The 12,950-nt window shown below is 52.5% G+C and carries 15 protein-coding genes and 1 riboswitch; of the genes, 3 read left to right on the forward strand and 12 right to left on the reverse strand.

The features are described 5' to 3' along the window. Positions 1-1,391: 1,391 nt before the first annotated feature. Positions 1,392-1,625, forward strand: a complete 234-nt coding sequence (locus L2731_RS18765; RefSeq protein WP_249254825.1) for a hypothetical protein — start codon at positions 1,392-1,394, stop codon at positions 1,623-1,625. A gap of 369 nt (positions 1,626-1,994) precedes the next feature. On the opposite strand, the gene L2731_RS18770 is transcribed toward L2731_RS18765, so the two are convergent. The 5 genes from L2731_RS18770 to L2731_RS18790 form a co-directional block, all read right to left on the reverse strand. Further along, positions 1,995-2,384 (reverse strand): hypothetical protein, encoded by a 390-nt coding sequence (locus tag L2731_RS18770; RefSeq protein ID WP_239850371.1) that lies wholly within the window; start codon positions 2,382-2,384, stop codon positions 1,995-1,997. 137 nt (positions 2,385-2,521) lie between these two features. After that, the gene (locus tag L2731_RS18775) at positions 2,522-2,920 is read right to left on the reverse strand and encodes a hypothetical protein (RefSeq protein WP_041511466.1); all 399 of its coding nucleotides are present in this window, start codon (positions 2,918-2,920) and stop codon (positions 2,522-2,524) included. A 47-nt stretch (positions 2,921-2,967) separates the two neighbouring features. Then, complete coding sequence (locus tag L2731_RS18780) at positions 2,968-3,420, reverse strand: GNAT family N-acetyltransferase (RefSeq protein ID WP_249254826.1); 453 nt, start codon at positions 3,418-3,420, stop codon at positions 2,968-2,970. A 190-nt stretch (positions 3,421-3,610) separates the two neighbouring features. Continuing rightward, on the reverse strand, positions 3,611-4,216 hold the full coding sequence (locus L2731_RS18785) for a GNAT family N-acetyltransferase (RefSeq protein ID WP_249254827.1): 606 nt from the start codon (positions 4,214-4,216) through the stop codon (positions 3,611-3,613). Positions 4,217-4,433: 217 nt separating this feature from the next. After that, a complete protein-coding gene (locus tag L2731_RS18790) occupies positions 4,434-4,937 on the reverse strand; it encodes a GNAT family N-acetyltransferase (RefSeq protein WP_249254828.1) in 504 nt (167 codons plus the stop codon). A gap of 76 nt (positions 4,938-5,013) precedes the next feature. Between L2731_RS18790 and L2731_RS18795 the strand changes: the two genes are divergently transcribed. Beyond that, the gene (locus L2731_RS18795) at positions 5,014-5,631 is read left to right on the forward strand and encodes a chemotaxis protein (protein ID WP_249254829.1); all 618 of its coding nucleotides are present in this window, start codon (positions 5,014-5,016) and stop codon (positions 5,629-5,631) included. Positions 5,632-5,672: 41 nt separating this feature from the next. Then, positions 5,673-6,404: an oxygen-binding di-iron domain-containing protein gene (locus L2731_RS18800; RefSeq protein ID WP_239850366.1), complete on the forward strand. Its 732-nt coding sequence runs from the start codon at positions 5,673-5,675 to the stop codon at positions 6,402-6,404. Between the two features lie 238 nt (positions 6,405-6,642). Here the strand turns inward: L2731_RS18800 and L2731_RS18805 are convergent, their stop codons facing one another. The 7 genes from L2731_RS18805 to L2731_RS18835 all read right to left on the reverse strand — a co-directional run bounded on the left by L2731_RS18805 (position 6,643) and on the right by L2731_RS18835 (position 12,927). Beyond that, entirely contained in the window at positions 6,643-7,191 is a 549-nt protein-coding gene (locus L2731_RS18805) for an NAD(P)H nitroreductase (protein WP_249254830.1), read from the reverse strand. A gap of 95 nt (positions 7,192-7,286) precedes the next feature. Then, complete coding sequence (locus L2731_RS18810; protein WP_249254831.1) at positions 7,287-7,877, reverse strand: HvfX family Cu-binding RiPP maturation protein; 591 nt, start codon at positions 7,875-7,877, stop codon at positions 7,287-7,289. A 128-nt stretch (positions 7,878-8,005) separates the two neighbouring features. Then, positions 8,006-9,022: a phosphotransferase gene (locus L2731_RS18815; protein WP_249254832.1), complete on the reverse strand. Its 1,017-nt coding sequence runs from the start codon at positions 9,020-9,022 to the stop codon at positions 8,006-8,008. Positions 9,023-9,061: 39 nt separating this feature from the next. Then, entirely contained in the window at positions 9,062-9,709 is a 648-nt protein-coding gene (gene pnuC / locus L2731_RS18820) for a nicotinamide riboside transporter PnuC (RefSeq protein WP_249254833.1), read from the reverse strand. 41 nt (positions 9,710-9,750) lie between these two features. Further along, positions 9,751-10,011: a hypothetical protein gene (locus L2731_RS18825; protein ID WP_041511475.1), complete on the reverse strand. Its 261-nt coding sequence runs from the start codon at positions 10,009-10,011 to the stop codon at positions 9,751-9,753. 62 nt (positions 10,012-10,073) lie between these two features. Further along, positions 10,074-12,215 (reverse strand): TonB-dependent receptor, encoded by a 2,142-nt coding sequence (locus L2731_RS18830; protein WP_249254834.1) that lies wholly within the window; start codon positions 12,213-12,215, stop codon positions 10,074-10,076. A 72-nt stretch (positions 12,216-12,287) separates the two neighbouring features. After that, positions 12,288-12,409, reverse strand: a riboswitch (TPP riboswitch). 128 nt (positions 12,410-12,537) lie between these two features. Continuing rightward, on the reverse strand, positions 12,538-12,927 hold the full coding sequence (locus L2731_RS18835) for a YcfL family putative periplasmic lipoprotein (RefSeq protein WP_041511477.1): 390 nt from the start codon (positions 12,925-12,927) through the stop codon (positions 12,538-12,540). Positions 12,928-12,950 lie beyond the last annotated feature (23 nt).

Genomic DNA, 12,950 nt, shown 5'->3' on the forward strand with positions numbered 1-12,950 from the left:
GAACTCTGCACTGAATGTCGGTCTTGTGTTCTTCATTTCTACCACCTTTTTTCCAGAAGTGAGTCTATCACTTCGTCTATTCAGGTGGCCAAATTCACTATGCCACTACAGAATCTATAACTTTTGAGGCATGCCTTAACCTTCGTTCCCCGGATATTACAAGCCTGCGGCTCATATACGTCTTACCCGGTTTTTTATTCAAGTAGTAATCAATTTCTTCAGCCATAGATTCCTCGAAATATACAACTCAGAGAGCTAACAACTTATTAGTGAGACCTTGCAAGGTAAGCTACCTTGTAAGGTAGGAGGCCAAGCATGAAAATAAATTGGGTCAGAGTAAAATTTTGAGGGCGTCAGTTGGCGCATGGTGGTTGGCTTTCCTTCCCTGAATGGCATAGTCGATGTTTGATTCGATTTGGCCTAGCTCTGTCCTTAAGTGGTGATACTTTAATCTATTTTGTTAATGGCTATCAACATGTTATGTCACATATTCGCCTGTTTTTTATCAAAAAATAATCGCTTGTCTCAATGCCAACCTAATGACGCTAAATCGAAGAAACGGTTAACCCCCAGTGTAAGCACTCTTTTGGCTCTCGGCGGCATGGACGCCGCCGTGAAGCGTATAAGGATCTATTCACAGCGTGCCAAAAGAGTGCTTACACATCCCCCGCCGGGCAGGCGTTAGGTTGCCCTAAGGGTGCGACCTTCGACACCACTATGTAGACACGAATGCTGGTAAACGCTTCAACTGAAAATCTACTGACAAATCTCCCCACGCCGGGCAGGCGTTAGGTTGCCCTAAAGGTGCGACCTTCGACACCACTATGTAGACACGAATGCTGGTAAACGCTTCAACTGAAAATCTACTGACAAACCTCCCCACGCCGGGCAGGCGTTAGGTTGCCCTGAAGGTGCGATCTTCGACAACACTATGTAGACACGAATGCTGGTAAACGCTTCAACAGAAAATCAACTGAGAAACCTCCCCGCGCCGAACAGGCGTTAAATAACCCTGAAGTTACGACCTTCAACTCCACTATGTAGACACGAATACAGGCATACGCTGGACTAACAACTAACAAAATGAGCGCCGAAATCGCTCACTAAATCACCACCTAAAAATCCCATCTCAGCCACCAAGCCGCTAGTCAAAAACAATGCCAACTCTCCAAACTTTCCCCACGAAGAGTCAAAAAACAGGCTTTTTGCTAATAAAATGACGGCGTCATTTTTACCAACATCAGACAAAGCTAAATAAAATTTATTGCTTTATAAACATCGGCTTGATGAAGTTTTGGCAGGTGGTTTTCGCGGCAAAACATTGACAGTTTATTTCTTCAAAAAAGCGGCGTATAGTGCGTTTCTAATTTAGTGACGCTAGGGTGAAAATCATGTTTCGTTTTACAATTTATTCAATCGTGGCCTATGCCTTCTGGCTGACCTTTGTCGACGTCTCCAATTACTTGGGCGCAGAGGAAGATGGCTGGCTGTCGACCATCAAGAGCGAGTGGGCCAGCTTTAAAGATGATGAGCCAGCACTGAACACCACTTACCTCAGCAGCCAGGACAATGATTGCCAGGCCACGAACAGCTGCTACGAAGCGAGTGCGCCACTGGGCGAATAACCTTCAGGCCTAATTTGAATCGATAAGCTATTAGCATGAGCTTTATGTTCACGAGCTTTAGATTCATGAGCTTTAGGTTCACGAGATTTCGATTTACTCGCTTTAGCTTTGAGAGCTTTAGCTTCGAGAGCTTTAGATTCGTGAATTTTATTATCCTGAGACTTAGCTTTATCGTGAGACTTAGATTTATCGTGAGATTCAGCTTTATTGCGAGAGTTAGATTCACACAACACTAAGCCTGTATCCCCTTCCCTGGCATCCTAGCGCTATCCTTGCTTCACCCTGGAATCACCCTAGATTCGCCCCTGGCCTAGCGTTAAATTTAGCGCTAGGTTTAACGTTAGATTTAGCGCTAGATTAGCCCTTTGATTAATTAAGCAAGATACCCGCCAGGGTAAAGGCACTCACTAGGGCGAAGAAGATCCACTGAAACATAGAACGAAACGCCCCCTTCATCTCAGCAAAATACCCTATGTAGATCTGCCAGATGGCAAACAATACAAAGTTCAGCGCGATAAAGAGCAGCAAGCCATAGCTTTGCATGCTAGACACCATGGCAAAGGAACAGGCCAGCAGCACCAGCGCCGACAGCACCAGAAAGACCGAGATATAGTGAAACACGCAGTGCATGACAGATTTGGCGATGGGGTCGAAATCGGCCTCAAGCATAGGGGTTAAGAAACGGGTCTTACCTAAGGTAAAATGGCCGATACAGGTCAAGATGGCGATGATGCCGGCGATGAGAAAATAGATGTTCATCGAGTCTCCATGAAAACGAGCGAGTAAAGATCACTCTTACCTAGACCAGTCTAGTCGAATCCTTGTTTCATGCTCGATCAAAAAAGAGTGCACCAGCGCACTCTTTTTCGAAAAATTAATCGGCCACTCAGACGAGTTTACATGGTTGCCATGATCCAATAATCCAGACGCTGCTGCGGATTGGCCATCAGTTTCTGGCAAGGCCCTTTGTAGCGGCCCATGAGACTACCAAGATTGTTATTGCTCGGCAGGCTGGCTCTTTGATCGGCGATGGTCGCCGCAAGCTGCTGCTCGACCTTGTCGGCATCCTGATACTTTTTCGCCAGGGTGACGGCATCCTGACCAGATTGCTTAAGCCTTTCACCCACTGGCTTCATCTGCGGCGCATTCATGCCGGCGATGGTCTCTGAAGCGATTTGATAATAGGCGGCGCACTCCAGCACCTCTTTGTTGAAGGCCAATTCGGCTTCTGAGGGAGCAGCGGCTGCGCTATTGGCCATGAGGGCTAACAGCGAAAGTGTGAGAGTCTTGCGCATCAATACTGTCCTTGAGCAATGAGTTTGAATCATTTCTACTTTAGATGTCACTGAATATCAAGGTTATAGCTTAAAAATTCTTGCTCGACCTTAAAGCCCAGTGACTCATACAGCGCCTGAGCCTGATGGTTGTCTTTATGGGTTTCTAAGAAAATAGAGGCGATGCCCTTGGCCTTGGCATAATCGATGGCGGTGTTCATCAATCGTCGCCCTACTCCGACACAGCGGGCATGCTGGGTGACATAGAGGTCGCTCAAGATAAGATTGGCGCGGGCATGGATAGAACTGAAACTGGGATAGAGCTGACAAAAACCCAGTCCATTGCCCTGGGCATCCAACATCAAGAAGATCACCGCATCCTTGCGAGCCAATCTGGCGTTGATAAACTTGCTGGCCAGGTCTATATCGCTCGCCTGTCCATAAAACTGGCGATATTCGTCAAACAGACTCGCGACTACGGCGGCATCTTCCAAGCTTGCCCTGCGTAATTCTCCCGACATTTATCCTCCCTGATATGTAAAGTTAACTTATACCAATCGTAATAAACAATTGATCATTCTAGCTTGTTAAAACGCTCGATAACTGTATTAGTATTTTTAATTGTAGAATAACTACTTATCTAAAAATCCTGCTTTGTTCTCAAGCGTTTTTCCTGCGCTATTTCTGATCACATATTTACTGTGATTGGTATTATTGCTGTTCTTGATACTGGCGCATTCGAAACTTAAGGTTCTGTTTCACGGTCGGCCACTCTGAGGCGATGATAGAGTAAACCACGGTATCGCGTATGGTGCCGTCTTTCAGAATGCGATGATTTCGCAGCACGCCATCTTGCTTGGCGCCCAGGCGGGTGATCGCCTCGCGGGATCGTTGATTGTGCCAGTGGGTGCGAAACTCTACCGCAATCACGTCTAAGGTCTCGAAGGCATAGGTGAGCAGCAGGAGTTTACACTCGCTGTTTACCCCAGTGCGCTGCGCCCCCTTGGCATACCAGGTATGGCCTATCTCTATGCGTCTGTGGGTCTGATCCCATGACATCAGGCGGGTACAGCCGACAATCTCCCCCGAGTGTCTGTCTCTGACGGCAAAGGCCAAGGCCTCACCACGTTGCTCGCTGGCCAGGGCCTGCTCGACATAGGTCTTCATCTCATCGGGATGCGGCGCCGAGGTGTACCAGAGGTTCCACAGCTCGCCGTCGCTGACCGCGATGGACAGGGCGGGAATATGCTCCTCCTGCAGCGGCTCTAACACTACACGCTCACCACTTAAACAGCCTCTCAATGCGTCCTGACTCATGTTGATGCTCCAATGGGTTTGTTATAACAAAGCCATATGACCGATAGATGAAATTGCCTGTTTAGCCTGTGGCCTTGTTTACTCGAGATGACCTTTTTACAAGACTGCTTTTTACAAGACCGCTTTTTTCAAGACGGTGACCAGATAGTTTCCGAGTTTGTTTACAAGCTAGATCACGAGATTGCTAATACACACGCTATCAAAATAGCCAATTTAATTAAAGTGTTATCTTGTAAAGTAATACTTCGTCGCCCTCGCCCCAGGCGATAAGTTCCTGACATTGGAAGCCGAGCTTCTCAAGCAGCGCCCGTGAGGGACCATTGCGTTCTTTCACTATGGCCAGCAGGCTGCTGAGTCTGAGCGCCTTGGCGTGGGCTAGCACGGCGCGGCTGGCCTCGACCGCGTAGCCCTTTCCCAGAAACTCGGGCAACAGGGCATAACCAAGGTCGATACCGGGCAGCTGCTCGCGATTCACCAGGCCAGCCACGCCGACTGGCTCGCCACTTTGCCTGAGTTCGATGCAGTACATGCCATAGCCATGTTCCTGATAGCTGTTGATCGGCCCCTCGATGAGGTGGTTTTCCGCCTGGGCCAGGGTGCGCACGCCGCGATCACCTATGTTGTCGACAAAGCCCTGACTGTTGAGCAGGGTGAGCATAAAGGGGGCATCTTTTACCGTCATTTCACGCAAAATGAGACGCTCTGTTTCTAGGGTAAGCAATTCATTCTCCTAGGTTACTTTCGCATTGGGTGATCTCGACTATACTGTGATTGGTTCTACATAGGAAGTGGTTCTAATGACACAACACGCGCCGAAAATCAGTCAATATCATGTCATTGCGGCAGTGGTCGCCGCCGAGCTCAATCAGACACTTAGCTACTGCAAACAGATAAATCTCACCGCCAGCAATGCCCAGGCAGCCTCGGCGCGGGTGGGCAATGCGGCGCTCGGTTTCAAGGCGCTAACCGGCTTCATCGACGATCTGGCCTCCTACACCATGAAGGCGGCCACCGACATCAATCAACTGGCTCACCAGGCCAGTCGTCTCGCCACAGAGACCGCCAGGGCGGCAGTCGCACTCAATCATTTTCAGCAGGCGAAATTCAAGGCCAATGGCGCGCCTTACGGCGATACCATCAACCCGGCCGTAGCCGCCACCCAAGCCCATCACAGCAAGTTACAGCAGGAGTTTGATCGTCTCATCGACAAGATGGAAAACCAGCTGTTTGAGCTGAAACGTAACCTGCGCACCGCCAATATACTGGCCTCCATCTGCCGCATCGAGGCCTGCCGGGTCGACACCGCCAACCAGACCATATTCAACGACGTGGCAAACCGGGTGGATGATGTGGCCCAGTTGATCCGCCGCCGGGTCGACCATGCCATTACCCTTTTTGGCAACACAGCCCCCTGATCCCCCTTTATACCGAAAAGCTAACGACAAGGAGTCGCACCATGAAGAGTGAGCTAATCATAGAAACCCCCACCCACAAATGGCTCTACTTCGGTCGCGACCCCGAAAAACCCGATAAGATCATCGACACCAACCAATACATGGTGGTGAGCAGCCATCATGCCCTGTTGATGGATCCCGGTGGCATAGAGCTGTTTGCGGCCATGCTGGCCAATATCGTCAAGCATATCCCCCTCAGCCAGCTAACCCATCTGTTTGCCTCTCATCAGGACCCGGACATCATCTCATCACTCGGCCTGTGGGACCAAACCCTGCCCAAGGCCAAGCTATACTCTCCCTGGCTATGGGAGGGATTTATCCGCCACTTCGGCATGAATAACATCAGCTACGAGCCTATCGCCGACAACGGCGGCAGCGTGAGCCTAGATCAAGTCGAGTTGCAGTTTATTCCCGCCCACTACCTGCATGCCTCGGGTAACTTTCATGTGTATGACCCAGTGACTAAGGTCTTGATGAGCGGCGATATTGGCGCGGCGCTGGAGGATCCCCAGGCTGATATTTATGTGGATGATTTCGAGCAACACTGCGCCAAGATGGCCTACTTTCATCAGAGGTGGATGCCATCAAATCGTGCCAAGAATGACTGGATAAAGCGGGTGCGTAAGCTGGATATTCAATACCTCTGCCCTCAGCACGGCAGGATCTTCCGCGGTCCCCAGGTAAAGCAGTTCCTCGACTGGTTCGAGAGCCTCAATGTGGGTGTGGGGGTATAAAAAAGAGTTTATGCTGGGGGCTAGCGTTAGCGTCTTAGCTACCTCTTCCCACAGACAAAAAAATGCCCGCAGCAAGCGGGCAACACAATCACTTAGGGTGAAAACCTTGCATAGGTAGGATGCAGGCTCCTGACCACTTTGCCAGTTTTTACCGCCCTGTAAACCCGACCAAAGTCGAAAGTCCCTGGCCAGGCTTCACAATCTCTATCGCTTCCTAAAACTAGGGCTATCCCTCTTATCAGAGGTAACGCACCGCCGAACCAGCAGATTTTTGCGGCTTTAACGGCGCCTTCACCGCGGGCGTGCCCAGATAGAGGAAGCCCACTATCTGATCTTGCTCGCCCAGGCCTAGTTCCCGGTACAGATAACGATTAAAGGCCAAGGGGCCGGTGCGCCAGATGCCACCTAACCCCAGGGCGAAGGCCGCCTGCTGCATTGCCATACAGGCACAGCCCGCGGCAATATGTTGCTCGAGCGCCGGCACCTTAGGATGATCGCTGACCTTAGCCACCACAGTCACCACCATAGGGGCGCGCATCGGCATGTTGGCCGCCTTAGCGACTGCCGCCTCGTCGCCACCATCTTGCTCCATGGCCTTCACAAAATGATCCGCCAGGCGGGTTAAACCATCACCCTCGGCGACGATAAATTCCCACGGCGTAAGGCCGGCATGGTCCGGCACTCGCACCGCGGCGTTTAAGATCTGGGTTAATTGCGCCTCATCGGGAGCCGGGGCGACTAATCTGGGGCAAGACTGCCGAGTCAACAGAAGTTCGATCGCATCCACAAAGATTATCCTGTCATTAATACCGACTACGAGGGTAACAAATTGGTAAAAAAAATCCCACCAAAACAGTGGGATTTACACTCTACCGCGTTTGCTTAAGCCTTTGGCAGATACTTGCGGGCAATCCAATAGTCCAGGCTGGTATAACGTCCACCACCTATGATCAACAAGGCAAACAGCATGAACAGATAGGTCACGGCAAACTCGATGCCGTTGTTAAGGATCACAAAGTTACCCGAGGAGGTCAGCCAGTCATAATTTCCATACTCCTGCAACAGCGACTTGGCCGCCGCGAGTTTTTCGGCAGACGCCATTACCTGCTCGTTGGCCAGCCAAGAGCTAGGATCGGCGATGGCCAACCAGCCATTTTTCCAATGCACGCTAAAGGCCGCCACCGCCATGGTGACCATCAAGGGAATTGAGATCAATCGGGTGGCTAAGCCCAGGATCAACAAGATCCCGCCGACAAACTCGCTGCCAGCCGCCAAGGCCACCATCACCTCGGGCATGGGCAGACCTAATCCCCACTCGGCATTGCCGAACCAGGCTGCCGTATCGCTAAAGTGGGACAACTTGTTGTAACCCGCTTGCATCAGTACGGGCGCCAGATAAAGCCTCAATGCCAGGGCCGCCACACCATCAAGCTGGGCGCTCCCCTGGGTAAATTTAGCGTACAGTTTCTGCATAACCTCACTCTCTCATTATTTTGTCATTACCTAATAGACCCTTAGCTGAACAATTTAATTTCAGCAAGACTGCATAAAGACAAGCGTAAGAGGATTTAGGAAGATGGGGAGATGGGGAGATAGAAGAGTCAGACGATGAGCACCATGAAGTCGTCGAAGCATTGCAGATAGTCGCTCACGCTGTGAGGCAGACTCGCATCTGGTGCACTCTCGCCCGCCTCTGTCCCGCCCTGACTGGCCATCAACAGCGCCCAACAGGCGGCAAAATACCAATAGAGTGCCAGCGCCGCCGGAATAGCCGCCTGCGCCTTGTGGTTTAGCTTGGGATGCCCCTCGAGGTAGCCCAAAATCAACTTATGGCGCTGCTCAGTGGAGAGCCTATGGGTCGCCAGCACGCTGGCGAGATCCACCAAGGGATGCGAGCTACAGGCATATTCGTAATCGATACACCAGAGCCGCCCCTGACTCATCAAGAGATTATGGGGGTTGAGATCGCGGTGGCTGTATTGCGGTGCCAGCTCACAGGCATCCAGCTCTGCAAGGACGGCATCGACGCGCACTCGATGGGCCTTAAGCTCAAGCCACCTCTGCTGCCATTGATCGCGATATGGCGCAGGAGTTCGGCAACCTTCGGCTACGCTGGCTAACCGTTGAAAGTAGCGCCGCCACTGCTCGCTCACAGAGATGGGGTTCTCTGGCACGGGCAGATAACTCAGGCCGCGAAGCAGCTCCAGCAGCAACACCTCGGCATCGGTTCGGGTAACGGCTTCATCCTGCAGCGGATGAGCGGGATTGGCCGTCATCAGGCGGCTCCAATCTTCCTCTGTGTCGATGAAACGACTCAGATAGAAGCGGTTGTCAGGCGACACATATACCAGCTCGGGAGCTATGCCTTGCCGCTGTGCCAGACGCCAGTTCGCCACCTCATGATCCCGGGCACTGATCTGGCTACTCGCCTGACTGTTGACCCGCAGCACCAGCTGCTTGCCGGCATTGCTCAGATGATAATTTTGGTTGCTCAGCCCCCGCGAGAGCGCCTGTATATGTGTGGTCGCATCGAGTGGGCAGCCAAGGCTGGCCAGCTGCGTCTTAACCGCCTCAGGCAGGCTTTCACGCAAACCATCACGCCGACTATCGCCTGACATCAGATCTCAGCCTCGACGAACAGTACGGCAAGACTCGCCCTAGTCATAGGAGTAGTCACCCTGACTCGGCTGCTGCATGCTGGTACGCCATAGGAAATAACCCCCTATCGCCATGCCTACATACAAGATGAACAGCATAGAGGTGAGCATCAGTCCCTTGTTGAGATAGAGGTAGATGGACACAAAATCGATAACCACCCAATAGAGCCAGTTCTCCAGCACCTTGCGCGCCACCAGATAGGTAGTCATCACGGCAAAGCAGCTGGTTGCGGCGTCCAGATATGGGTACGAAGCCTGAGTGTAGCTCGCCATTAGGTGGCCGACCACCAGGGAAACCACACTGGTCGCGACAATCAGATAGATATGCCGTCCCAGCGACCAGCTCACAACCTCGACACCATGGTCTTCACCGCCGCCATAGCGCCACAGCCAGAAGCCGTAGCCAGCCATCGCCATGTAGTAGACGTTGAGCAGCGACTCCATCAGCAGGGAGACCTCCCAAAACAGCAAGGTATAGATGGCGGTGCTGACAAACGCCGCCGCCCAGCACCAGATGTTGCCGCGCATCGCCAGCGCCAGGTAGGCCAGTGCCAAGACCACGGCAACGGCCTCCCAGGCCGTCATGGCGTTGGCCTGCTCGAAAGCCTGGGTCAGGGTGCTGACCAAAGCGGACCAGAAATCTATCATAGGATGAGTGTCGCTCCCGTTGCCTTATTCGCCTTTTGGCCTTATTCCTGATGGGACAGGTCCAGCTCACCGCCGATAAACTTGACCACGAACACCGCCTTGCCCCACTTCTGGTGGGCGGCCTCCATCTCGGTGGCCAACATCTGCATTACCTCGCCATACTCACCACACACCTGAGTGGCCATGGCATTGGTACGGCGCTCTATGTTGGGGTAACCATCTACCCTGCCGATAAACCATTTGATGGGATCGATATAGTTATCCTTGAGGGGATACATGCTGATTTCAGCCGTTAATTTCATCTTAACTCCTTAATGGGGCGAGCCCTGCCCGCCCCTGTCGTAATAAGCAACTATACAGGCGATTACATAAACTTGACGTTAAGCGTAACGCCTAGCTGGCGAGGATCGCCGTAGCGGATATATTGCTTGTCGGCCCAGCCGTTATCTGGCTCGTTACCGAAATAGAAGCCGCGCACGCCATACTGCTCGTCAAACAGGTTGCGACCCCAAAGGTAAGCCGACCAGGTCTCTGTCTCATAACCAACACGGGCATTGAAGATAGTATAGGGCTCTGACTTAGAATCGTTGCTGTCTGAGTAGTAGAACTCACTCTTGCCACTTGTGGTCAGGTTGGCGAACCACCCCAGATCGCTGCGATAGGTCGCCCCCGCGCTATAGGTAAGGTTAGGCGAGTGAGCCAGTTCGCGGCCACTGAGATCCACCAGTCCACCATACTTATCCTGGTAGGCGTAATCGCCATAGGCGGTCTCTAACCAGCCCAGCGTGCCGTATAGCTTAAGGTTATCAGTGGCATACCAGTTAGCTTCCAGCTCGGCACCATAGTTGTGGGAGCTACCGGCGTTTTCGATATAGAGGATAAACTTCTGTGGTTCATCCGGGTTTTGCTGCGAGGCTGAGACCTGCTGATCGCGTCTGTCCATGTAAAACAGCGAGAAATGCGTGGTGGCGTCGCCATTGAGCCACTCGGACTTGAGTCCAAGCTCATAGTTGTACAGAGTCTCTGCCTGGAACTCCTTCTTATCGCTCAAAGAAGTCGGCAGCGACATGTTGAAACCACCTGCCTTATAGCCGCGGGCGATACGCGCATAGGCCTGATGCTCTGGGCTCAGCGTCTTGCTCAGGGCAATATGGCCACCCCACATGCTCTCAGACGGCGCGAAGGCATCGTTGGCAGAGTCGCTGTAGTCACTCTCGCGGCGCTCGAGACGCGCACCGACAGAGAGCGCATAGCCATGGCCCAGGTCGCTGTCTAACTGGGCGAAAACGGCCAGGTTAGTCGCCTCATACTCGGCCATGAGGTTGTCTTCCCAGCCGTTGTAGACCTCGGTGGTGTCATTGTCTTCTGTGAGTCTCAGGCCATAGACACCCACCAACCAGTCTGTGCTACCGCCTAAGATACGTCCCGCCTCGGTGGAGCTTAGACGAAACTCCTGAGACAGGGTGGTTCTGTCGCCCAGCTTGTTCCAGGTGTAGTCATACTGGCAGGGCTCACCCTCACAGCTGCGGGCAGCCCAATATGCAGGATTTGCCCAGTCGCCGTCGTAGCCGTGGTGAGTATCACTCTGAGCCATTGAACTTAATGAGACCAGCTCGAAGCTGTCGGCGCCCGAATAGGTCAGCTTTAAAGAGCCACCCGTGGTGCGCTGCTTATCGACGCCAGGCTCATCGGTAAGGGTATCGAAACCGTTGTTGTCCAGTGTCCAGGCATCATAGCCGTTGTTAAAATCGGCGTGCATCAGGCTGAGATCCGCCACCAGATCGTCTGTGGCATACCAGCGCAACTTGATGCGGCCGGTAAACTCGTCACGGCCATTGGTGTCATCTCGGCCCAGGTAAAGGTTGTCGCGATAGCCGTTCTGCTCATGTTGCTGCAGCGATACGCGGTACAAGAGCTTACCCGAATCACTCAATGGGCCAGAGCTGAAACCGCTAAAGGTGCGCAGGTTATCATCACCCAGTTGCACCTCGGCGCCATGTTCGAATACCGAGGTGGGATCGTTACTCTTAAGATAGATGAGTCCCGCCAGGGCGTTGGCACCATAGCGAGTCCCCTGAGGACCACGCAACACCTCGACCTGCTGCAGATCGTACATACTGGAGATCATCCCAATACCAGACAGATCTATGTCGTCTATGATATAGCCCACGGAGGAGTTAGGCGCCCCCTGATACTCCTCCTGCTCGCCGACGCCGCGGATCTGGAAGTATTTTGCCCGTGAGCTGCCGCCAGACCAGTTGAAGTTGGCAATACCGTTGAGTACGTCTTCGAAGTGCTGGGCGCCCTCGTCTTCTATCTGCTGTTGGTCGATAACGCTGATGCTCGATGGCACCTTGTCCAGGCTGGATTGGCGAAAATCAGAGGTGACGACGATCACTTCCATCTCGTCATTAGTCGGCGGCGTATCGCTCGCCATCAGGCTGGTGTGAGTTAACGCCGCAGCGACGGCAAGGGCGATGGGTGAATAAGATTTTAATGTAAACATGGGACCTCAAATTAATATTGAGATCCGGCACTTAAGAAAGCGAGAAAGAATGCACAGACAGATCGCGTTGAATCTAGTGATGTGGCCCATTCCTACGCCGGTATTAGCCGGATCAGGTTCTAAGGGTTCGTCCAGCGGACATCTCAGTCAATCACAAAGCCTATGGCTTGGCGTTAACACCCCTTGGCGAGGCCGATTATACATGACTCATACAAAGAGTTGACATATTTAACGCAAAATTTGCGCCTGACCCATAAAAAAACGCCAGCATTGCTGACGTTTTCATCAAATCATTCGCTCGACTCATTGCTGAAAGCAATTTTTAATTGGAAATGGCCTCACGCACATAGAGTTCGCAGCGCACCGCAGTGGCATTAGGCGACAGGGCCGTTACCTGCATCTGCTGCTTGCCATGGAGCTTAAGCGCCTTCCAGCTCACGCCCTCATCTTCCACCGTCGCACCATTGATATCGTACCAGGTAAACTTATATTGCAGATGGAGATCTGTGGCCGCCTTGCTGATAACTGTAGCGCGGGCCCGCAAGAAACCGGCCTCGGCCTGGGTCGTCACCCCACTGACATCCACATCCGAGTGGAAGGAGCCGTTGTCCACCCTCACCTCGCCGGTAGAGCTGGTCATGATGCCGCCGGTATGCGGCGCACAGGCTGCCAGTCCCAATAACATGCAGCCTAACACTAATCCCTTGTTCATCTTTACCCTCCTAACGCCAACCA

Source organism: Shewanella aquimarina (assembly GCF_023349185.1).
In the GTDB taxonomy this organism is placed as follows: Bacteria; Pseudomonadota; Gammaproteobacteria; order Enterobacterales; family Shewanellaceae; genus Shewanella; species Shewanella aquimarina.

Bases quoted from the DNA above. Each gene is read 5' to 3' on its own strand.
- L2731_RS18835 (WP_041511477.1), bottom strand. From the start codon at position 12,927: ATGAACAAGGGATTAGTGTTAGGCTGCATGTTATTGGGACTGGCAGCC.
- L2731_RS18800 (WP_239850366.1), top strand. From the start codon at position 5,673: ATGAAGAGTGAGCTAATCATAGAAACCCCCACCCACAAATGGCTCTAC.
- L2731_RS18770 (WP_239850371.1), bottom strand. From the start codon at position 2,384: ATGAACATCTATTTTCTCATCGCCGGCATCATCGCCATCTTGACCTGT.
- L2731_RS18830 (WP_249254834.1), bottom strand. From the start codon at position 12,215: ATGTTTACATTAAAATCTTATTCACCCATCGCCCTTGCCGTCGCTGCG.
- L2731_RS18785 (WP_249254827.1), bottom strand. From the start codon at position 4,216: ATGAGTCAGGACGCATTGAGAGGCTGTTTAAGTGGTGAGCGTGTAGTG.
- pnuC (WP_249254833.1), bottom strand. From the start codon at position 9,709: ATGATAGATTTCTGGTCCGCTTTGGTCAGCACCCTGACCCAGGCTTTC.
- L2731_RS18765 (WP_249254825.1), top strand. From the start codon at position 1,392: ATGTTTCGTTTTACAATTTATTCAATCGTGGCCTATGCCTTCTGGCTG.
- L2731_RS18825 (WP_041511475.1), bottom strand. From the start codon at position 10,011: ATGAAATTAACGGCTGAAATCAGCATGTATCCCCTCAAGGATAACTAT.
- L2731_RS18775 (WP_041511466.1), bottom strand. From the start codon at position 2,920: ATGCGCAAGACTCTCACACTTTCGCTGTTAGCCCTCATGGCCAATAGC.
- L2731_RS18815 (WP_249254832.1), bottom strand. From the start codon at position 9,022: ATGTCAGGCGATAGTCGGCGTGATGGTTTGCGTGAAAGCCTGCCTGAG.
- L2731_RS18795 (WP_249254829.1), top strand. From the start codon at position 5,014: ATGACACAACACGCGCCGAAAATCAGTCAATATCATGTCATTGCGGCA.
- L2731_RS18780 (WP_249254826.1), bottom strand. From the start codon at position 3,420: ATGTCGGGAGAATTACGCAGGGCAAGCTTGGAAGATGCCGCCGTAGTC.
- L2731_RS18810 (WP_249254831.1), bottom strand. From the start codon at position 7,877: ATGCAGAAACTGTACGCTAAATTTACCCAGGGGAGCGCCCAGCTTGAT.